The sequence below is a fragment of the Streptomyces sp. NPDC016562 genome (genome assembly GCF_043076955.1).
Lineage (GTDB): Bacteria > Actinomycetota > Actinomycetes > Streptomycetales > Streptomycetaceae > Streptomyces.
This window is the reverse complement of sequence record NZ_JBIBRZ010000005.1, coordinates 334,824-354,479: the sequence shown is the minus strand read 5'-3', so window position 1 is coordinate 354,479 and position 19,656 is coordinate 334,824. Positions and strand designations below refer to the sequence as shown.

The 19,656-nt window shown below is 73.2% G+C and carries 17 protein-coding genes; 10 read left to right on the top strand and 7 right to left on the bottom strand.

Going from position 1 to position 19,656, the window contains the following annotated elements:
* Positions 1 to 33: 33 nt before the first annotated feature.
* Positions 34 to 1,173 (bottom strand): ROK family transcriptional regulator, encoded by a 1,140-nt coding sequence (locus ACF059_RS23360; protein WP_392060364.1) that lies wholly within the window; start codon positions 1,171 to 1,173, stop codon positions 34 to 36.
* Positions 1,174 to 1,334: 161 nt separating this feature from the next.
* Between ACF059_RS23360 and ACF059_RS23355 the strand changes: the two genes are divergently transcribed.
* The 3 genes from ACF059_RS23355 (at position 1,335) to ACF059_RS23345 (ending at position 4,814) form a co-directional block, all read left to right on the top strand.
* Positions 1,335 to 2,588 carry an MFS transporter gene (locus ACF059_RS23355; RefSeq protein WP_392060190.1) on the top strand — a complete coding sequence of 418 codons (1,254 nt, stop codon included), beginning with the start codon at positions 1,335 to 1,337 and terminating at the stop codon, positions 2,586 to 2,588.
* A gap of 90 nt (positions 2,589 to 2,678) precedes the next feature.
* Positions 2,679 to 4,073, top strand: coding sequence for a uracil-xanthine permease family protein (locus ACF059_RS23350; RefSeq protein WP_392060186.1), 1,395 nt, complete (start codon positions 2,679 to 2,681; stop codon positions 4,071 to 4,073).
* 75 nt (positions 4,074 to 4,148) lie between these two features.
* The gene (locus ACF059_RS23345; protein WP_392060183.1) at positions 4,149 to 4,814 is read left to right on the top strand and encodes a DUF5995 family protein; all 666 of its coding nucleotides are present in this window, start codon (positions 4,149 to 4,151) and stop codon (positions 4,812 to 4,814) included.
* Positions 4,815 to 4,908: 94 nt separating this feature from the next.
* Here ACF059_RS23345 and ACF059_RS23340 read toward each other — a convergent pair whose 3' ends face one another.
* The 3 genes from ACF059_RS23340 to ACF059_RS23330 all read right to left on the bottom strand — a co-directional run bounded on the left by ACF059_RS23340 (position 4,909) and on the right by ACF059_RS23330 (position 8,046).
* Complete coding sequence (locus ACF059_RS23340; protein WP_366866738.1) at positions 4,909 to 6,606, bottom strand: NAD(P)/FAD-dependent oxidoreductase; 1,698 nt, start codon at positions 6,604 to 6,606, stop codon at positions 4,909 to 4,911.
* A gap of 51 nt (positions 6,607 to 6,657) precedes the next feature.
* Positions 6,658 to 7,485: a carbon-nitrogen hydrolase family protein gene (locus tag ACF059_RS23335; protein WP_392060180.1), complete on the bottom strand. Its 828-nt coding sequence runs from the start codon at positions 7,483 to 7,485 to the stop codon at positions 6,658 to 6,660.
* 144 nt (positions 7,486 to 7,629) lie between these two features.
* Complete coding sequence (locus ACF059_RS23330; RefSeq protein WP_392060177.1) at positions 7,630 to 8,046, bottom strand: hypothetical protein; 417 nt, start codon at positions 8,044 to 8,046, stop codon at positions 7,630 to 7,632.
* Between the two features lie 470 nt (positions 8,047 to 8,516).
* On the opposite strand from ACF059_RS23330, the gene ACF059_RS23325 reads away from it, so the two are divergent.
* Positions 8,517 to 8,816, top strand: a complete 300-nt coding sequence (locus tag ACF059_RS23325) for a WhiB family transcriptional regulator (RefSeq protein ID WP_361953600.1) — start codon at positions 8,517 to 8,519, stop codon at positions 8,814 to 8,816.
* Positions 8,817 to 8,836: 20 nt separating this feature from the next.
* Here the strand turns inward: ACF059_RS23325 and ACF059_RS23320 are convergent, their stop codons facing one another.
* Both ACF059_RS23320 and ACF059_RS23315 read right to left on the bottom strand, forming a co-directional pair.
* On the bottom strand, positions 8,837 to 9,292 hold the full coding sequence (locus ACF059_RS23320) for an Lrp/AsnC family transcriptional regulator (RefSeq protein WP_030027017.1): 456 nt from the start codon (positions 9,290 to 9,292) through the stop codon (positions 8,837 to 8,839).
* Positions 9,293 to 9,302: 10 nt separating this feature from the next.
* The gene (locus tag ACF059_RS23315) at positions 9,303 to 10,793 is read right to left on the bottom strand and encodes an amino acid permease (protein WP_392060172.1); all 1,491 of its coding nucleotides are present in this window, start codon (positions 10,791 to 10,793) and stop codon (positions 9,303 to 9,305) included.
* A gap of 548 nt (positions 10,794 to 11,341) precedes the next feature.
* Here ACF059_RS23315 and ACF059_RS23310 point away from each other — a divergent pair.
* From ACF059_RS23310 to ACF059_RS23285, 6 genes are all read left to right on the top strand, one after another.
* The gene (locus ACF059_RS23310) at positions 11,342 to 12,316 is read left to right on the top strand and encodes a GDSL-type esterase/lipase family protein (protein WP_392060361.1); all 975 of its coding nucleotides are present in this window, start codon (positions 11,342 to 11,344) and stop codon (positions 12,314 to 12,316) included.
* Between the two features lie 119 nt (positions 12,317 to 12,435).
* The gene (locus tag ACF059_RS23305) at positions 12,436 to 13,425 is read left to right on the top strand and encodes an SCO0930 family lipoprotein (RefSeq protein WP_392060357.1); all 990 of its coding nucleotides are present in this window, start codon (positions 12,436 to 12,438) and stop codon (positions 13,423 to 13,425) included.
* Positions 13,426 to 13,560: 135 nt separating this feature from the next.
* A complete protein-coding gene (locus tag ACF059_RS23300; RefSeq protein ID WP_392060169.1) occupies positions 13,561 to 14,373 on the top strand; it encodes a LytR/AlgR family response regulator transcription factor in 813 nt (270 codons plus the stop codon).
* 191 nt (positions 14,374 to 14,564) lie between these two features.
* A complete protein-coding gene (locus ACF059_RS23295) occupies positions 14,565 to 14,840 on the top strand; it encodes a hypothetical protein (RefSeq protein WP_392060166.1) in 276 nt (91 codons plus the stop codon).
* A 97-nt stretch (positions 14,841 to 14,937) separates the two neighbouring features.
* Positions 14,938 to 16,668, top strand: coding sequence for a cation acetate symporter (locus ACF059_RS23290; protein WP_392060164.1), 1,731 nt, complete (start codon positions 14,938 to 14,940; stop codon positions 16,666 to 16,668).
* Positions 16,669 to 16,673: 5 nt separating this feature from the next.
* A complete protein-coding gene (locus tag ACF059_RS23285; protein ID WP_392060354.1) occupies positions 16,674 to 17,906 on the top strand; it encodes a sensor histidine kinase in 1,233 nt (410 codons plus the stop codon).
* Positions 17,907 to 18,049: 143 nt separating this feature from the next.
* Here ACF059_RS23285 and ACF059_RS23280 read toward each other — a convergent pair whose 3' ends face one another.
* Positions 18,050 to 19,492: a GuaB1 family IMP dehydrogenase-related protein gene (locus ACF059_RS23280; RefSeq protein WP_366866744.1), complete on the bottom strand. Its 1,443-nt coding sequence runs from the start codon at positions 19,490 to 19,492 to the stop codon at positions 18,050 to 18,052.
* Positions 19,493 to 19,656 lie beyond the last annotated feature (164 nt).

The window sequence follows — 19,656 nt, the reverse complement described above, 5'->3', positions numbered from 1 at the left end:
CGGCCCCGGCCCCCCCCGCGCCGCCAGGCCCCCTCACACAACAGCCGAAGCCGCCGGAGCGAACAGCACCGCCTGCGCCGCCTCCCGCGCAGCCAACCGCCCACCCGCCAGAACCGCCGGGTCACCGAGCTCCGTGGCCCGGACCTCCGTCGGAACGGGCGTCAGCCCGGCCAGCCGATGCGCGACCCGGGCCGCCAACGCCGCCCCGCCCGCGCGGCCCAGCTCGCCCGCCAGGACCACGCAGCCCGGGTCCAGGATCGCCGCGGCCGCCGCGGCCCCCAACGCGAGCCGCTCGGCCAGGGCTTCGAGGAACGCCTCCCCCGCGCCCCCGGCCGCGGCCTCCTCCGCCGAGCCCGCGAAGCCGTACTCGCGTGCCAGCGCCGTCACGGCCTCCCGGCCCACCAGCGCGTGGAACCCGCCCCCGCAGTCGGCCGCCGAGGGCAGTCCGCCGGTGCCCGGCACGGGCAGGAAGCCGATCTCGCCCGCCCCGCCGGAGGCGCCCCGCCGCAGCCGGCCGTCCAGGACCACCCCCGCGCCCACACCCGCGCCGAGCCACAGCAGGACGAAGGAGTCCAGGTCGCGGGCCACGCCCAGGCGCTGCTCGGCGAGGGCCGCCAGGTTGGTCTCGTTCTCGACGACCACCACGGCGGACAGGCCGCGCTGGAGGGCGCCCACCAGGTCGCGGTGCCAGCCGGGCAGACCGGTGGTGTCGCGCAGTTCGCCGGTGGCGGGCGACACCAGGCCCGGCGCGCCGACGACCACGGTGTGCAGGGCGCCGGCCCCGGCCCGGCGGGCGGTGTCCAGCAGGACCGCCACCGCGTCCTGCGGCGCGCCGACGGGCAGGGCGGCCTCGGCCAGGGGGTGGCCGAGCAGGTCGGTGACGACGGCGGTGACCCGGTCGGTCCGTACGTCCAGGGCGGCCAGGTGGGCGCGCCCGGCGACGATCCCGTACAGCTTGGCGTTGGGGCCGCGCCTCTGCGCGCCGGACTCCCCGGCGACCTCGATCAGCCCGGCCCCGGTGAGCCGGTCGACGAGGTCGGCCACGGAGGGCCGCGAGAGGCCGGTCAAGGCCTTCAGCTGGGTGGCCGTCAGGGGGCCGTGTTCCTGGAGGAGTTCCAGGGCGAGCCGGTCGTTCAGCGCCCGAGCCGTGCTCGGCGAGGCGGGCGAGGGCAAGGCGGACGACGGCGAGGCGGACAACGGCGCGACCGGCAACGACGGCGGCAACGACGGAGAGGTCACCGGATTCGTCACCGGGGTGGAGGCTGGAGTCACAGCGCCCATCCTAGGGAGTCAGGACATCATCTATCAGGCAGGCTCCCTGATAGTTTATCGGCATGACCGGGGAACCCGACCTCAGCCCGGCGCGCCTGCGCCACGCCCGCTTCGCCATCGCCGCCGTCTTCTGCGCCCACGGCGCCGTCACCGGCTCCTTCGCCACCCGCATCCCCTGGATCCAGGACCACGCCCAGCTCGGCGCGGGCACCCTGGGCCTCGCCCTCGCCTTCCCCGCCCTGGGCGCGGCGCTCGCGATGCCGCTGGCGGGGCGGGTCAACCACCGGTTCGGCGCGCGCCCGGCGCTGCGGGTGCTGCTGTCGATGTGGACGCTCTCCCTCATCCTCCCGAGCCTCGCCCCGAACCTGCCCACCCTCTGTCTGGCGCTCTTCGTCTACGGGGCCACCTCCGGGATGTCGGACGTGGCGATGAACGCGCTCGGCGTGGAGACCGAGAACCGTCTGGGCCGCTCGGTCATGTCCTCGCTGCACGGCATGTGGAGCGTGGGCGCCCTGCTCGGCTCGGCCGCCGGCACGGTCGCCGCGCACCTGGGGGCCGATGCCCGGCTGCACCACCTGATCGCCGCGCTGTCCCTCACCGCGGCCGGGCTGGTCGCCGTACGGGGGGTGCTGGACCTCCGGAGCGACCAGGAGGCGCCGGCTCCGCCGCACTTCGCGCTGCCCCCGAAATCGGCCCTGTTCATCGGCGCCATCGGGTTCTGCGCGGTCTTCGCCGAGGGCGCGAGCCTGGACTGGTCGGCGGTCTACCTGCGGGACGTCCTGGACACGGACGCCGGCCTGGCGGCCGCCTCCACCACCGCCTTCGCGCTCACCATGGCCGTGGCGCGGCTGGCCGGTGACCGGGTGGTGGACCGGTTCGGGGCGGTGCGCACGGTCCGCGCGGGCGGCGTACTGGCCACCGCGGGTGGGGTGCTCGTGGTGACGGCCGCTCATCCGGCGGCGGCGCTGGCCGGCTTCGGGATGATCGGGCTGGGCATCGCCGTGGTGGTCCCGCTGGCCTTCGCGGCGGCGGCGCGCAGCGGGCCGTCCCCGGCGCAGGCCATCGCCGGTGTCGCGACGATCACGTACACCTCGGGTCTGATCGCGCCGTCGGCGATCGGCGCGGTGGCCGACGCGACCTCGCTGGTGGTGTCGTTCGGCCTGGTCACCCTGCTGGCCTTCGCGCTGACCGCGGGCGCGGCCGTGCTGCGACCGCGGCCGCCGGTGGGGCAGGCTACGGGGAAGGCAGGCCCGCCCCACCGGGACGAACCTGCCGATACGCCTGATACCACCGATACTGCCGATACTCGGCCGTAACCTGTCGACTGGCCGCAGCCGCACCCCTGGCGCTGCGGCTTCGATGTGTGATCCGCCGGAGCATGGTCCTCCGGAGAAGTGGAGTGGAAGATGCGCCTCGGCGTGGGCTGGACCCTGCACGGAGACGGGCGGACCCCCGCCCCCGGGGCGGTGGTGCGGCCGGACGAGCGGCTGTCGTGGCCGCGGACCGCGGGGCTGGGGGCCCAGCACGTCGTGGCGATGTTCGGCGCCAGTTTCGTCGCGCCGGTCCTGATGGGCCTGGACCCGAACCTGGCCATCATGATGTCCGGTGTCGCCACGGTGATCTTCCTCCTCGCGACGCGCGGCCGGGTCCCGTCCTACCTCGGCTGTTCGCTGTCCTTCGTCGGCGTCGCGGCGGCCATCCGGGCGTCGGGCGGGGACAGCGCGGTCGTCACCGGCGCCGTCTTCGTCGTCGGCGCGGCGCTGTTCCTGTCGGGGCTGGCCGTCCGGCGATTCGGCGCCCGCATCATCCACGCGGCCATGCCGCCGGTGGTGACGGGCGCGGTGGTGATGCTGATCGGCTTCAACCTGGCGCCGGTGACGGCGAGCACGTACTTCCCGCAGGACCAGTGGACGGCGCTGCTGGTCATGCTGTTCACGGGGCTGGCCGTGGTCTGTCTGCGCGGGTTCTGGTCGCGCATCGCGATCTTCCTCGGGCTGCTCTTCGGGTACGGGCTGTCCTGGGTGCTCGACCGGGTCTTCGGCCGGATCCACTCCTCCATGGGCGGGGCCGAGGCCGTCGACCACTGGCGCCTCGACCTGTCCGCGGTCTCCCGGGCGGACTGGATCGGGCTGCCGTCCTTCCATGCGCCGCAGTTCGAGTGGTCGGCGATCCTGATCGCGCTGCCCGTGGTGATCGCGCTGATCGCCGAGAACGCCGGGCACATCAAGGCCGTCGGCGAGATGACCGGCGACCCCCTCGACGACCAGCTGGGGACGGCCATCGCGGCCGACGGCGCCGCGTCCATGCTGTCCACGGCGGTCGGCGGCCCGCCCAACACCACGTACTCCGAGAACATCGGCGTCATGGCGGCCACCCGGGTCTACTCCACGGCGGCCTACTGGGCGGCGGCCGGCTTCGCCCTGCTCTTCGGGCTCTGCCCCAAGTTCGGCGCGGTCGTCGCCGCGATCCCGGGCGGGGTCCTCGGCGGCATCACCGTCATCCTGTACGGGATGATCGGCCTGCTCGGCGCCCAGATCTGGATCAACGGCCGGGTGGACCTGCGCAATCCGCTCAACCTGGTGCCGGCCGCGGCGGGCATCATCATCGGCGTCGGCGGCGTCACGCTGCGGATCACGGACAGCTTCGAGCTCGGCGGCATCGCCCTGGGCACGATCGTGGTGATCACCGGCTACCACGCGCTGCGGTTCTTCGCCCCCGCGCACCTCAAGCGGCGGGAGCCCCCGCTCGACGCGGGGGCCAGCTCCTACGACGACACGGCCACCGGGGACAAGCGCGGTTGACGCCGCTTCGCCCGAACCGGGGAAGCGTACGGCCAAGTTCCCCGGATCGGCGGCGGCGCCTGCGACCCTGCCCCCATGGAAGCGGTGCTGGCGCGGATGCGCGCCCTGGACGAGCGGCTCCCCGCGCAGGACGGTGTCGCCGTCTTCAACCGGGTCTACCTGACGGTGACGCAGGCGCTGTACGAGCGCATCTCCCACGGGGGTTTCCCCGCGCCCCGCAGGGCGTCGGTGCTGAGCGCCCGCTTCGCGGAGCGCTACCTGGCGGCGGTGGAGGCGGACCGGCCGCCGGCCTGCTGGCGCCCGCTGCTGCAGTACCGCCGCCATCCGGGGGTGCGTCCGCTCCAGCACGCGCTGGCCGGGATCAACGCGCACATCGGCCATGACCTGGCGCTGGCGGTGGTGGCCACCTGCCACGCCCTGGACTGTGAACCGCGGGCCCTTGAGGCGGACTTCGAGCGGGTCGGCGACACCCTGGTCGCCTTGGAGGAGCACATCCGCGAGGACCTGATGCCGGGTCCGGACCTGCTGGAGATCGCCGACCCGCTGACCCACCTGCTCGGCTCGTGGAGCCTGGACCGCGCCCATTCGGGTGCCTGGGCCGCGGCCCGCCTGCTGTGGAGCCTGCGCCGCTCCCCCGACCTGGCGCAGGAGTTCACGCGGTCCCTCGACTCGGGCGTCGGCCTGGTCGGCCGCTGCCTACTGACCCCCGTCCGGGCCGCGTCCGCGGCCCGCCTGCTGTGATCCGGCGGCGCCGAGCATGAGAACGGGCCGCCTCCGCGCTGCTCGCGCGGGGGCGGCCCGTGATCTTGGGCCCGGGGAGGGGGCAGAGGAGGGGTCAGTCCTCGGGGAGTTCGACCGGGGCGATGTCGTCGTAGACGTCGCCCGGGCCCGGGTTGGTGGCGTCGGTGGAGCCGCCGAGGTGGTGCATGACGCCCCAGACGGCGTTCAGGGCGGTCTGGACCGCGCCCTCGGCCCAGCCGGCCGTCCAGGAGATGTCGTCACCGGCGAGGAAGATGCCGCGCTTGTCCTCGGGGAGGCGGTCCTGCATGAAGTGGGTGAACAGGCGCCGCTGGTAGCGGTAGTGACCCGGGAGGTTGGCCTTGAACGCGCCCATGAAGTAGGGCTCGTTCTCCCAGGACACGGTCACCGGATTGCCGATGATGTGGCGGCGGATGTCGACCTTCGGGTAGATCTCGCCGAGGGACTTCAGCATGACCTCCATCCGCTCGTTCGCGGACAGCGGCAGCCACTTCAGGCTGTCGTCGCACCACGTGTACGAGAGGCAGATGACGGCGGGCTTGTCCGGGCCGTTGTCCAGCAGGTACGTGCCGCGGGTCATGCGGTCCGTGAGGGTCATCGACATGACGTCGCGGCCCGTCTCCTCGTCCTTGTCGAGCCAGAACGGCCGGTCGACGGGGATGAAGAGCTTGCTGGACTCCATGTAGTGGGTGCGCTCGATCGCCGTCCAGTGGTCGATCGGGAACAGCGTGTCGTCGCACTCGATCTTGGACAGGAGCATCCAGGACTGGGCGGTGAAGATCGCGGCACGGTAGGTACGGATGTCGCCGGAGGCGTCGGTGACCGTGATGCGGTTGCCGGCCGTGCGGTGCAGGCGGGTCACCGCGGGGCGCGGGGTGCCGTCGTGGAGCGAGGACAGGGACGTGCCCTGGGCCCAGTGGACGATCTTCTCGGGCTCGCGCTCCCACAGGCGCAGCGGGAGCTGCTGGGAGCCGCCCACGATGCCGCGGTGGTGGTCGTCGGCCTCGGTGTAGACGACGCGCAGGATCTCCAGGATGGAGTTCGGGAAGTCGGTGTCCCAGCCGCCCGTGCCGAAGCCGACCTGGCCGAAGATCTCGCGCTTGCGGAAGGACTGGAAGGCCTCGGACTTGCAGAGGAAGCCGTAGAAGGTCTCGTCGTCGAGCTTCTCGACGAGCTTGGCCCAGATCTCGCGGATGCGCGGGACGTCCCGCTCGCGCATCGCGGTGTTCATGTCGGAGAAGTCGGCGCCCTCGTCCAGGCAGGCGTTCCACGCGGCGGCCACGTCGCGGTAGACCTGCGGGAGGTCGGCGATGGTCTCGGCGTAGTGCGTCTCGCCCTTGAGGTCCACGACGGTCGAGGGGGTGGCCTCGGCCAGCGGGTTCGGGAAGGGCTCCGTGACCAGGCCGACGAGGTCGATGTAGTGCTGCAGGGCCGTGGAGGACGGCGGGAAGCGCATCGCGCCCATCTCCGCGGTGAGCTCCTCGGTGCCGGCGCCCTCGAAGCCGACGGTGCGCAGGCGGCCGCCGATCTGGTCGGCCTCGTAGACGACGGGCTTCAGGCCCATCTTCATCAGCTCGTACGCCGAGATGATGCCCGACAGACCGCCGCCGATGACGGCGACCTCGGTGCCGAGCTCGGTCGCGGGTATCTGGCCCAGGCCCGCCGGGTGGGCGAGGAAGTCGTCGTAGGCGTACGGGAAGTCCGGGCCGAACATGGTGATCGGCGGCTGTCCGTCACTGTGCGGAACGGCGGTGGTGGGCACCGTGGACGTCATGGGGGTACGTCTCCTTGCGGCCTTGCGGCTGAGCTGGGGAAAGAGGGGGGCTTAGACGAGGGAGGCGTAGAGCCCGGGGCGGCGATCGCGCAGGTAGGGATTGGTCTCGCGGGATGCCGCCAGCAGCTCGGGGTCGGCCTCGCCGAACACCAGCTCCTCGCCGCGGCCGGCCCGGGTCCGGGTGACCCCGTCGGGGCTCGCCAGGCAGCTGAGTCCGATGAACTCGAACTCGCCTTCCGGGCCGGTGCGGTTGACGTACGCGATGTACATCTGGTTCTCGAAGGCCCGTACGGGGACGAGCTGTTCGGCCACGAACTGGAACGGGTGCATCTGCGCGGTCGGCACCAGGAGGAGGTCGGTGCCGGCGAGCGCGTGCGCCCGGACGTTCTCGGGGAACTCCACGTCGTAGCAGATCATGATGCCGATGCGGAGGCCGTCGAGGTCCGCCTGGACGACGGGGGTGTCGCCGGGGGTGAAGGCGTCCTGTTCGAAGCAGCCGAAGAGGTGGGTCTTGCGGTAGTTCGCGAGCCGGACCCCGTCGGGGCCGATCAGCTGCGCCGCGTTGAACACCGCGCCGCCCGTCTCGCCCGCCTCGTCCGCTGTGCCCGCCCGTTCGGGGTAGCCGTACAGGACGGCGACGCCGTGGCGCCGGGCGATCTCGCCGATGGCGACGGCGGACGGGCCGTCGGCCGGTTCGGCGAGCCCGGGGATGTCCTGGAGGTCCAGCGCGTAGCCGGTCAGGAACATCTCCGAGGTCACGAGGAGCCTGGCCCCGCTCTGTGCGGCGCGCGCTGCGGCCTCGTCGAGCGCCTTGAGGTTCTCGGCGGTGTCGCCGAGCACTCCCGAGCTCTGGAGGAGGGCGGTGCGCAGCGGGGGCATGGGCGGTCCTCTGTGACGGATGGGGTGGGGTCGTAAAACGGTACGTTTACGCGTTCGACCCGGACAAGCCGTGACCGTTGCGCTGCGCGCATCGATTCGTTGCGTGTTCTGCGGCGGGGACGGTGATTCGTTGCGCGGGGACCGCTACGGGCCCTCCGCGGCCCCTCGGGGCCCCTCCTGGGAAGCCGTGCGGAAGGCCGGGTGGGCGCCCAGGAATCGCAGGTCGTCGAGGATGTCGGGGGTGTGATCGGAGACCACGCGGCCGCTCCAGGTGTCGACGAGCGCCGGGACGGTCAGCGTGCCGTCGAAGTGGTGGCCGGCGGCCTCGTAGGCCCGGCGCAGGGCGCCGTACCCGTCCGCTGCGGCGTCCGCGTCGAGGAGGGTGGCGCGGACGGAGTCCTCCAGGCCCAGCAGGGCGAGGGCGGCGCGCACGCGCAGGGAGCGCGGACAGCCGGCGCGGAGGTAGAGGTGGTAGCGGTGCGGGACCGGGGAGAACCCGGCCCCGATGCGGCCGCGCGGGGCGGGGGCCGGGCCGGTGCGGGGCAGGACGGTGTGCGACATGACTCTCCTGGGGCGGCGCGGAGGGGCCTGGGCAGGGCGGTGCCCCCGGGCGGCGCGGTGCGCGCCCGTCGGGGGCAATCGTCGGTGCGAGGAGTCAGCCGCGGCGGCCGAAGGCGCTGCACACGCGCAGGAGGTCGATGTGCAGGCGCCGGGTGAGCCACCAGCGCCGTGGGGTGGGGGTGGGCCGGGGGCTCCGTAGGGGCTGGGGGCTCCATAGGGGCTGGGGGGTCACGGCGGCTGCGTCCGCCGTCCACGCCGGATTCACCGGTGCCTCGCCCCCGTCCTGTCCCGTACGCGTCCACCGCAGTCTCCTGGCGGGGTCGGGGGCCGTCAAGAAGGCGGGCGCGTCCGGCCTCGGCAGGAGTCTCGCGGGCCGAAGGGTGGTCCGCATCACGAGACCGTCGGCCGTGATGGGGTTTCACGGGACGTCCAGCGGTCAGACGCGGTGCAACCCACGGAAAGGAACTGCCATGACCGACGTCTCCCATCTGCCCGGCGCCGCGCACCACTTCTGGCAGTGGCAGTCCCGGGCGGCCTGCCGGAACCTGGGGTCCGGCCGGTTCTTCCATCCCGCCGGCGAGCGCAGCGAGGACCGCAAGGAGCGGGACGCCGCCGCCAAGCGGGTGTGCGCGGGCTGCCCGGTCCGGGCGGCCTGCCTGGAGCACGCGCTGCGCACCCGCGAGCGCTTCGGCGTCTGGGGCGGCCTGACGGAGGAGGAGCGCCAGGAGCTCCTCGCCCCGGCGCGCGTCGCGGCCCGGACCGGCGGCTGAGCCGGCCCTCCCCGGCAGGACTAGGCCGGGGCTCCCGAGGTGAAGCGGCGGAGCAGCGGGGAGAGCACGAGGACCGACTTGGTGCGTTCCACGAAGGGCTCGCCCGCGATGCGCTCCAGGACCCGCTCGAAGTGCCGCATGTCCGAGGCGAAGATCTGGACGAGGGCGTCCGCGTCGCCGGTGACGGTCGACGCGGACACCACCTCGGGGTAGCGCTCCAGTCCTCGCCGGATGTCGTCCGGCGAGGTGTTGTGCCGACAGTAGATCTCGATGAAACCCTCGGTCTCCCAGCCCATGGCCGCGGGATCCACGCGCACGGTGAAGCCGGTGATGGCGCCTTCGGCGCGCAGCCGGTCCACGCGCCGCTTCACGGCGGGGGCGGAGAGCCCGACCTCGGAGCCGATGTCCGCGTAGGAGCGGCGGGCGTCCTCGGCGAGGGCGTGCACGATGCGTTCGTCGAGATCGTTCAGTCGCACGGGGGGTGGATCACTTCTGTTCAGCGGCCTCCGCGACCGGGTCGGTCACGGCGGCCACAGTGGCCAGGCTGGAGCGGCGCATGCCGTAGAAGAAGTAGATCACGAGCCCGACCGCCATCCAGCCACCGAAGACCAGCCAGGTGATTCCCGGCAGCGTCAGCATCAGGTACGCGCAGAGGATGAAGCCCACGATCGGGGTGACCGGGAAGAGGGCGACCTTGAAGGTGCGGTTCATCTCCGGGCGGGTGTAGCGCAGGATGACGACGGCCACGTTGACCAGGCCGAAGGCGAAGAGCGTGCCGATGCTGGTGGCGTTGGCCAGTTCACCCAGCGGGATGAACGCGGCGAGCAGACCGCAGAAGAGGCAGACGATGATCGTGTTGGCCTTCGGCGTGCCGGTCTTCTCGTCGACCTTGGCGAAGGCCTTCGGCATCAGACCGTCACGGGCCATCGCGAACAGGATGCGGGTCTGGCCGTAGAGCACGGCGAAGACGACGCTGGCGATGGCGACGACCGCGCCGGCGGCGAGGACGACGCTCCAGAAGGCGTTCCCGGTGACGTTCTCCATGATCTGGGCCAGGGCGGCCTCGCTGCCCTCGAAGTCCTGCCACGGCATGGCGCCGACGGCGACGACGGCGACCAGGCAGTACAGCGCGGTGACGATCAGCAGCGAGAGCATGATCGCGCGGGGCAGGTCCCTCTTCGGGTTCTTGGCTTCCTCACCGGCGGTGGAGGCGGCGTCGAAACCGATGTACGAGAAGAACAGCATCGAGGCGGCCGTACCGATGGCGGTGACGCCGAGCGGGGCCAGCGGGGTGTAGTTGCCGGCCTTGATGCCCATGAAGCCGATGACGATGAAGAGCACCAGCGTGACGATCTTGACCGCGACCATGATCGAGTTGATCCGCGCGCTCTCCTTCGTCCCGCGCAGCAGGAAGACCATGCAGAGCAGCACGACGACCAGGGCGGGCATGTTGATGTAGCCGCCCTCGCCCAGCGGGGCGGAGAAGCCCTCGGGGATGGTGATGCCGAGCGTGCCGTCGAGCAGCTCGTTGAGGTACTGGCCCCAGCCGACTGCGACCGCCGCGACCGAGACGCCGTACTCCAGGACCAGGCACCAGCCGCAGACCCAGGCTATGAGCTCGCCCATGGTGGCGTAGGCGTACGAGTACGAGGAGCCCGAGACGGGGATCGAGCCCGCCAGCTCGGCGTAGGAGAGCGCCGAGAACAGGGCGGTCAGGCCCGCGAGGATGAAGGCGATCCAGACGGCCGGGCCGGCGATCGGGGTGGCCTCGCCGAGGACGACGAAGATGCCGGTGCCCAGGGTCGCGCCGATGCTGATCATGGTCAGCTGCCACATGGTGAGCGAGCGCTTGAGCGCCCCGCCCTCACCCTGGCCGCCCTCGGACACCAGCTGCTCCACCGGCTTGCGGCGCAGCAGCGGGTTGAGGGGCCGGGGGGACTCGGAAGCGAGCGGCGGCGCCTGGCCGTGGTCGAGCACGAGGGGACTCCTTGTCACTGCGGATCGGGGAGGTCGGGGATGAGGCGTCGACCGCGACGGTCCGGAGCAGGACAGGGCCCGACGAAGGAAGGGCCTGAGCATGGCGGACCGCCGAGCAGGCGATCCGCGCCACTCCACGTACAGCGAGTGAGCCTACGAGCTGAGTGATACCGCCCGTAATGCACCATCCTTGCACATTGGCGCACGATCGTTGCGCGGATCTGTCCTAGATGGTCCTTTGTTGCGTACGGATGATCGATCGCTGCGCAGACCGCCGAAAACCATCGTTCTTGACAGAGCGTCAGAACTGCCGCAGCGTGCCGTGAGGGATCCGGACAGGTGAAACGCTGCCCGCGTGCGTGACGGGGCAGACGCGGGTGATCGACGACGGGCGTCGGCGTGACGTTCCCGTATCCGACGAGCGGAGGCGAAGAGTGAGGGCCGACAGCACGGACGGCGCCGAGGGCACCGACACCACCGAAGGCGGCACCGAGGGCGGCACCGAGGGCGGCACCGAGGGCGGCACCGGCGCACGGTGGCAGGATCCGCTGCCCTTCCTGCGCGGGGTCGCCTGGCTGCACGAGGGGCGCCCGGTGCGGGCCGACCCGGCGGACACCATGCGGCTGCCCTGGGACACCGGCGAGCGCTCCACGCTGCCCATCGGGGTCCGCCTGGAGTTCACCACCGAGACCGCGCGGGCCGTGGAGGTCCGCTACCGGGCGGCCGTGCCCGGCCCCACCGACGCCCTGCGCGACCTCGCCCACGCCTTCGCGCTGTGGGACCGGCACGGGCTGGTCACCGAGGTGCTCACCGACCCGGCCGCCGAGGCCGTGGTGCGGATCGGCCTGGGCGGCGGCCACGGCCCGTTCACCCTCCACCTGCCCGAGACCCAGTCCCCGCTGGTCCTCGCGGTGCGCGGGATCGGCGGCACCCTCACACCGGCGCCGCCCGCCCCGCGGTGGGTCGTGCACGGCGACTCCATCACCGAGGGCTGGTGGTCCACCCGCCCCGCGCACGGCTGGCCCGCGGTCACCGGCCGCGCGCTCGGCTGGGACACCGTCAACCTCGGCTACGCGGGCGCCGCGCGCGGCGAACTCGCCACGGCCGAACAGCTCGCGGGCCTGCCCGCCGACGTCCTCACCCTCGCCTTCGGCACCAACTGCTGGTCCCGGGTGCCCTTTTCGGCGCCCCTGCTGTACGAGACCACGCGCGCGTTCCTCGAACTGGTGCGGCAGGGGCACCCGCGGACACCCCTCCTGCTGCTCTCCCCCGTCCTGCGGCCCGACGCCGAGCGCGCGCCGAACAAGCTCGGTGCCACCCTGGGCGCCCTGCGCGACGCGATGGAGCGGGCCGTCCGGGAGCGGATCGCCGCCGGGGACGACCGGCTGGCCCTCCTCCCGGGCAGGGACCTGCTCGCTCCCGAGCACCTCGCGGACGGGCTGCACCCCAACGACGAGGGACACCGGGTCCTCGGCCTCGCTGTGGCCACGGCTCTGCGGCGGGCCGGGTTCGATGCGGACTGAGTGAAACAGCCCACACCGTCCCATGTGAACAGGTGTCTCCCCTCGCGGCGTGTCCTGGGCAGAGTCGGCGCCGCCAGGACGGCGGGTGCGACGGGACACCACACGTGGGAGAGATCAAGATGGGCATCAAGCGCGGGACCACCCTTGCCGCGGCCGCGATCACCGTCGTCCTCGCGGCGACGGCCTGCGGCTCGTCGGACGGCAAGACCGGCTACACGACCACACCGGCCGCAGCCGCCTCCCAGGCCCCGGCGGCCGCCGACGGCGGACCGGCGGCGGGCGAGCCCGCGGGGCAGCTGGCGGTCGCCGCCAGTGAGCAGCTCGGCCAGGTCCTCACCGACAGCGCCGGTCTGACCCTCTACCGCTTCGACAAGGACACGGCCCAGCCGTCGAAGTCGACCTGCGAGGGGGACTGCGCGCGGACCTGGCCGGTGGTCGCCGCGGGCGACGTCACCGCGACGGCGGGCATGGACCCGGCGCTGCTGGGCGAGGTGGTGCGCGGTGACGGCACGAAGCAGCTGACGGTGGCCGGCTGGCCCGCGTACCGCTTCGCCAAGGACGCCAAGGCGGGCGACTTCAACGGTCAGGGCGTCGGCGGGGTGTGGTTCGCGTTCGCGCCGGACGGCAAGAAGGCGGCGAAGCCGGCCGCGGCCGCCGGCGGTACTGCTCCGGGCGGTGCGGCCCCCGGTGGTGCGGCCCCGGGCGGTGCGGCCCCGGGTGGTGCGGCCCCGGGTGGTGCGGCCGGGGCGGGTGCGGCGCTGTCCGTGGCGAAGGACCCCAAGCTGGGTGAGCACATCGTCGACGGCGCGGGCATGACCGTCTACCGGTTCAAGCCGGACACCGCGTGGCCGATGGTCTCCAAGTGCGTCGGGGACTGCCTGGCCAAGTGGCCGGTCGTCCCCCCGGTGGACAAGGCCGACGCCAAGGGCATCACCGAGCGCAACTACCTGGTCCTGGACCGCCCGGACGGCAAGAAGCAGCAGACCGTCGACTGCTGGCCCGTCTACACCTTCACCGGCGACAAGAAGCCCGGTGACGTCAACGGCCAGGGCGTGGGCGGCACCTGGTACGCCGTCGCCCCCGACGGCAAGCTCATCACCGTCCAGTAGCCACCCCCGCCCTCCCGACCCGCCCCTCCCGCCCCCCACCACGGCCGCGCGGCCCCTGCCCTACCTCCCCCGGGGCGGGGGCCGCGCCCGTGCTGCCCGTACCGCCCGGGGTAAGGGATATCTAGACTCGGGCGCATGCTGCGCGTACTGGCCGTCGACGACGAGAAGCCGCTCCTGGAGGAACTCCTCTACCTGCTGCGCTCGGACCCCCGGGTGCGCAGCGCGGAGGGGGCCTCGGACGCCACGGAGGCCCTGCGCCGGATCACCCGGGCTCTGGAGTCGGGCCCGGACGGCTCCGACGGCATCGACGTGGTCTTCCTCGACATCCACATGGCCGGGCTGACCGGGCTGGACATCGCCCGGCTGCTGGCCGGGTTCGCGCGGCCGCCGCTGATCGTGTTCGTGACCGCCCACGAGGGTTTCGCCGTACAGGCCTTCGACCTGAAGGCCGTGGACTACGTGCTCAAGCCCGTGCGTCCGGAGCGGCTGGCCGAGGCGGTCCGGCGGGCCTGCGTCCAGCTGGACCGGGCCGAGGAGCCCCCGGCCACGGGCGCGGCGGGCCCGCTCGCCACGACGGCGCCGCGGCGCCCGGCCGGCGCCGTCGCCGACCGGGTCCCGGACCAGATCGCCGTCGAACTGGGCGGGGTGACCCGCTTCGTGGCGATCGCCGACATCACCTACGTCGAGGCGCAGGGCGACTACGCCCGCCTGCACACCGACGAGGGCAGCCATCTGGTCCGCATCCCCGTGTCCACGCTGGAGGAACGCTGGGCCGCGCGCGGGTTCGTACGGATCCACCGCCGCCATCTGGTGGCGCTGTCCCGGATCGACGAGCTGCGGATGGACGCCGGCACCACCACGGTCCGGGTGGGGGCGGCGGAGCTCCCGGTCAGCCGCAGGCACGCGCGGGAGCTGCGGGACCTGCTGATGCGTCAGGCCACGGGCTGAGACGAAGACCCTTCGGGTCGTCAGCTCCCTCAGGTCCCAGCTCCGACCGTCCGGCGCGCCCGGGCGCCGTTCGTCGTGCCGCGCGGGGCGTACGGCGATCCGCCGGAGCCGTCGGCCGCACCGGGGCCGTGCACGGCGGCCCGCGCCCCCGCCGCCGCCTATCGTGGATCTTCCGGCGCGGGAGGAGCGCGATGTCCGAGATCCAGGCGCTGGTCGACGCCCTGAGCGGCCTGCCGCGTGCCGCGCCCGCCGGCCCCGTCGAGGCCGAGGCGTTGCTGGCCCGGCTGCGCAGCGCGGCCGCCCGCTGGGCGGACGTCCTGTACGAGGCCCGCGAGGGCGTCCGCGAGCAGCTGCCGCCGCGCGCGGAGGCGGCCCTGACGCTGGCCTTCCGGCGCGCGGAGGAGTCGTACGTGGAGCTGGAGATCGCCCTGCGCGACTGCGCGGAGCGCCGCGACCCGGTGACCTGACCCACCCGGACCCCCGGGGTCCGAATCGAGCCTGTTGCCCGGTCAGCGCTCATGCATAGACTCCGGTCGCCCCTGCCCTCCTCCGAAGGACCGACCGGTGAACCAGACGTACGCGCTGACCGCGGTCGCCGTCGTCGTCCTGGTCACGATGCTGGTCGGAGCGCTGGGGCTGCGGATATCCCGGACCACCTCCGACTTCTACGTGGCCTCGCGCACGGTGGGGCCCCGCCTGAACGCGGCGGCCATCAGCGGGGAGTACCTCTCCGCCGCGTCCTTCCTCGGGGTGGCCGGGCTGGTCCTGCTCCAGGGACCCGAGATGCTCTGGTACCCGGTGGGCTACACCGCCGGATACGTGGTGCTGCTCGTGCTGGTGGCGGCCCCGCTGCGCCGCTCCGGCGCCTACACCCTGCCCGACTTCGCCGAGGCCCGGCTGGAGTCCCAGGCGGTGCGCCGGATCGCCGTCCTGTTCGTGATCGGGGTCGGCTGGCTGTACCTGCTGCCGCAGTTGCAGGGCGCGGGGCTCACGCTGGAGATCCTCACCGGGGCCCCGCACTGGGCCGGCGGGCTGGTCGTGGCCCTGGTGGTGAGCGCGGCGGTGGCCGCGGGCGGGATGCGCAGCATCACCTTCGTGCAGGCCTTCCAGTACTGGCTCAAGCTCACCGCACTGCTGGTCCCGGCCTTCTTCCTGCTCGCGGCCTGGGCGGGGGACGGCGCGCCGCGGGCCGGCTTCGACGCCCCGGCCGTCTTCCGGGAGCGCACCTCGGTGACGCTGGCGCAGGACGTGCGGCTCCAGGTGGAGGAGCCGCTCACGGTGACGGTGACCGGGCAGGTGGACGGGCGCGGCTACGCGTCGGTGCCGGTGACCCTGGCCGCCGGGCAGCATGCCGTACGGGCCCACGCGCGGCTGGAGTTCGCCGCGGGCACCCCCGTCCCCGAGCCCCGGCGGGAGGCGGGGCTCGGCGTGTCCAGCTGGTCGGAGCCGTTGTCGGGCGACCGCCCGGAGCACCGCCTGTACGCGACGTACGGGCTGATCCTCGCCACCTTCCTCGGCACGATGGGCCTGCCGCACGTCGCGGTGCGCTTCTACACCAGCCCCAACGGGCGGGCCGCGCGGCGCACGACGCTGGTCGTGCTCGCCCTGGTCGGCGTCTTCTACCTGCTTCCGCCCGTGTACGGGGCCCTGGGGCGGATCTACACGCCCGAGCTCGCCCTCACCGGCGACGCGGACGCCGCGGTGCTGGTGCTGCCCGAGCGGCTCCTCGGCGGGCTGCTCGGTGATCTGCTGGGGGCGCTGCTGGCGGCGGGCGCCTTCGCGGCGTTCCTGTCGACGGCTTCCGGGCTGACGATGGCGGTGGCCGGGGTGCTGCACCAGGACGTGCTGCGGGCGCGCGGGGTGCGCAGTTTCCGTACGGCGGCGCTGGTGGCGATCCTGGTGCCGCTCGGCGGCAGCGTGGCGGTCACGGCCGTGCCGGTGGCGGACGCGGTGGGGCTGGCCTTCGCGGTGTCGGCCTCGTCGTTCTGCCCGTTGCTGGTCCTGGGCATCTGGTGGCGCGGGCTGACCCCGCCCGGGGCGGTGGCCGGGCTGGTCACGGGCGGCGGGGCGGCGCTGAGCGCGGTGCTGGCGACCCGGGCCGGGCTGCCCCCGGCGGGCTGGACGCACACCTTGCTGGCGTGGCCGGCGGTGTGGTCGGTGCCGCTCGGGTTCCTGACGATGGTGGCGGTGTCCCTGGCCACGCGGTCGCGGATCCCCGCCGGGACCGCGGCCACGCTGGCCCGGCTGCACCTCCCGGAGAACGTGGCCGGGGACCGGGTGGGAGGCCTCCGGTGAGCGCGGTGGACCCGGCCGTGCTGGCGGTACTGGCCGCGGCGTGCCCCCTCCTGCTGGGCGCGGGCTGGGCGGCGGGCCTGTGGCACGCCCGGCGCGGTGAACGGGCGGCCGGGCTGGACCTGGGGACCCCGGTGGAGCGGGCCACCTTCCACACCCTGCACACGGCTTCGCTGGCCGCGCCTCCGCTGCGCGCCGGGCTGACCGAGGACGCCGCCCGCAAGGCCGCCCGGCGGCTGCGGTCGCTGCTGGGGACGGAGGCGCTGTGCCTGACCGACCGCAGGTCAGTGCTGGCGTGGGACGGCCCGGGCGCCGACCACCACCAGCGGGGGGCGATGGCCCGGGTGGCGATGATGCTGGCGTCGGGGCGCAGTCAGAGCGTGCGGACCGAGTGCCAGCGGCCCGACTGTCCGCTGAAGTGGGCGGTGGTGGCGCCGCTGACCGGCGAGGACGGGATGCTGGGCGCGCTGGTCGCGTTCGGGTCGCGGGAGTCGGCGGTGCTGGTGCGGGCCGCGACGGAGGTGGCCCGGTGGGTGTCCGTACAGCTGGAGCTCTCCGAGCTGGACCGCTCGCGGACCCGGCTGATGGAGGCGGAGATCAGGGCCCTACGGGCGCAGATATCCCCGCACTTCATCTTCAACTCCCTGGCCGCGATCGCCTCGTTCGTGCGGACCGATCCGGAGCGGGCCCGGGAACTGCTGCTGGAGTTCGCGGACTTCACCCGGTACTCCTTCCGGCGGCACGGGGACTTCACCACGCTCGCCGACGAGCTGCGCTCGATCCAGCAGTACCTGGCACTGGCCGGGGCCCGTTTCGGGGACCGGCTGAAGGTGACCTTGCAGGTCGCTCCGGAGGTGCTGCCGGTGGCGCTGCCGTTCCTGTGCCTGCAGCCCCTGGTGGAGAACGCCGTCAAACACGGCCTGGAGGACTCCACCGAGGAGTGCCGGATCACCATCACGGCGCAGGACGCGGGCTCGGAGGCGGTGATCACCGTGGAGGACAACGGGGTCGGAATGGATCCCGCCCTGCTGCGCCGGATACTGGCCGGGGAACGCGCGGGCTCCTCCTCCGGCATCGGGCTGCCCAATGTCGACGAGCGGATCCGGCAGGTGTACGGGGACGAGTACGGGCCGGTGATGGAGACGGGCGTCGGCGCCGGCATGAAGGTGACCCTGCGGATCCCCAAATACCGTGCGGGCGTACATAGTTCACCCTCCGGGCAGCCTCCCCCCGGCCCCTGAGCGGGGGGCAGCGCGGGCCTGTGGAGGCGGGTCCGGCAGGTCCGGCGGCGCATGCGAGAACGCCGGCGGGGCCGGGACATCCGACCTCGCCGGCGTTCGAGACGCAGCGGCCCGGGGGGCGGGCCCCCGGCCTGGACCTGGGCCTAGCTCCAGCTGGCGTGCAGCGGCTTGCCCTCGGCGTAACCGGCCGCGGACTGGATGCCGACGACGGCCTTCTCCTCGAACTCCGCCAGGGAGCCGGCACCGGCGTAGGTGCAGGAGGAGCGCACGCCCGCGATGATCGAGTCGATCAGGTCCTCGACGCCCGGGCGGGACGGGTCGAGGAACATCCGCGAGGTGGAGATGCCCTCCTCGAACAGACCCTTGCGGGCGCGGTCGTAGGCCGACTCCTCGCTCGTGCGGTTCTGGACCGCGCGGGCGGAGGCCATGCCGAAGGACTCCTTGTAGAGGCGGCCCTCGGCGGACTGCTGGAGGTCGCCCGGGGACTCGTACGTACCGGCGAACCAGGAGCCGATCATGACGTTGGAGGCGCCGGCGGCCAGCGCCATCGCCACGTCGCGCGGGTGACGGACGCCGCCGTCGGCCCACACGTGCTTCCCGTACTTCTTCGCCTCGGCCGCGCACTCCAGCACCGCGGAGAACTGCGGGCGGCCCACGCCGGTCATCATGCGGGTGGTGCACATGGCGCCGGGGCCCACACCGACCTTGATGATGTCGGCGCCGGCGTCGATGAGGTCCTTGACGCCCTCGGCGGCGACGATGTTGCCCGCCACGATCGGGACCTGCGGGTCCAGCGCGCGGACGGCCTTGATCGCGTTGATCATCGATTCCTGGTGGCCGTGCGCCGTGTCGATGACGAGCGTGTCCACGCCCGCGTCGAGCAGCTGCTTGGCCTTCTGCACGAAGTCGCCGTTGATGCCGACGGCCGCCGCGATGCGCAGCTTGCCGTTGGCGTCGGTGGCGGGGGTGTAGAGGGTCGCGCGCAGGGCGGCCTTACGGGTGAGGATGCCGACGAGCTTGCCGTCCCGGTCGACGGCCGGGGCCAGCTTGCGGTGACCGGCGTCGAGCCGGTTGAAGGCCTCGCGGGGGTCGATGTCGGCGTCGATGAGCAGCAGCTCCTTCGACATGACCTCGGAGAGCTGGGTGAAGCGGTCGACACCGGTCAGGTCGTGCTCGGTGACGACGCCGACCGGGCGGCCCGCGTCGTCGACGACGACGCCCGCGCCGTGCGCCCGCTTGAACAGCAGGGACAGCGCGTCGGCGACCGTCTGGGTGGGCGCCAGCGTGATCGGCGTGTCGAGCACGAGGTGGCGGGTCTTCACCCAGGAGATGACGTCGGTGACGACCTCGATCGGGATGTCCTGCGGGATGACGACGAGGCCACCGCGGCGGGCGACGGTCTCGGCCATCCGGCGGCCCGCGATGGCGGTCATGTTCGCCACGACCAGAGGAATGGTGGTGCCGGTGCCGTCGGGCGAGGCGAGGTCGACGGCCTGGCGGGAACCGACCGCGGAGCGGCTCGGCACCATGAACACATCGTCGTACGTCAGGTCGTACGGCGGCTTCAGGTCATTGAGGAAACGCACGTGCTGAACATCCCAGTCGATCGAAGGATCCGTCTATGGCCTCGACCGGATCAGCCGAGGAAACGCACGTACTTCATTCTCCCACGACCTGGGGTTTACACAGCCCGGGCCGATCGTCCAGGACATACCGGGCCGCCTGGTTCTTTCCTACGGGACCTCGGTCC

What these genes read in the sequence shown, in the direction of transcription:
- ACF059_RS23355 (WP_392060190.1), top strand. Translation starts at nt 1,335, where the DNA reads ATGACCGGGGAACCCGACCTCAGCCCGGCGCGCCTGCGCCACGCCCGC.
- ACF059_RS23350 (WP_392060186.1), top strand. Translation starts at nt 2,679, where the DNA reads ATGCGCCTCGGCGTGGGCTGGACCCTGCACGGAGACGGGCGGACCCCC.
- ACF059_RS23345 (WP_392060183.1), top strand. Translation starts at nt 4,149, where the DNA reads ATGGAAGCGGTGCTGGCGCGGATGCGCGCCCTGGACGAGCGGCTCCCC.
- ACF059_RS23340 (WP_366866738.1), bottom strand. Translation starts at nt 6,606, where the DNA reads ATGACGTCCACGGTGCCCACCACCGCCGTTCCGCACAGTGACGGACAG.
- ACF059_RS23335 (WP_392060180.1), bottom strand. Translation starts at nt 7,485, where the DNA reads ATGCCCCCGCTGCGCACCGCCCTCCTCCAGAGCTCGGGAGTGCTCGGC.
- ACF059_RS23330 (WP_392060177.1), bottom strand. Translation starts at nt 8,046, where the DNA reads ATGTCGCACACCGTCCTGCCCCGCACCGGCCCGGCCCCCGCCCCGCGC.
- ACF059_RS23325 (WP_361953600.1), top strand. Translation starts at nt 8,517, where the DNA reads ATGACCGACGTCTCCCATCTGCCCGGCGCCGCGCACCACTTCTGGCAG.
- ACF059_RS23305 (WP_392060357.1), top strand. Translation starts at nt 12,436, where the DNA reads ATGGGCATCAAGCGCGGGACCACCCTTGCCGCGGCCGCGATCACCGTC.
- ACF059_RS23300 (WP_392060169.1), top strand. Translation starts at nt 13,561, where the DNA reads ATGCTGCGCGTACTGGCCGTCGACGACGAGAAGCCGCTCCTGGAGGAA.
- ACF059_RS23295 (WP_392060166.1), top strand. Translation starts at nt 14,565, where the DNA reads ATGTCCGAGATCCAGGCGCTGGTCGACGCCCTGAGCGGCCTGCCGCGT.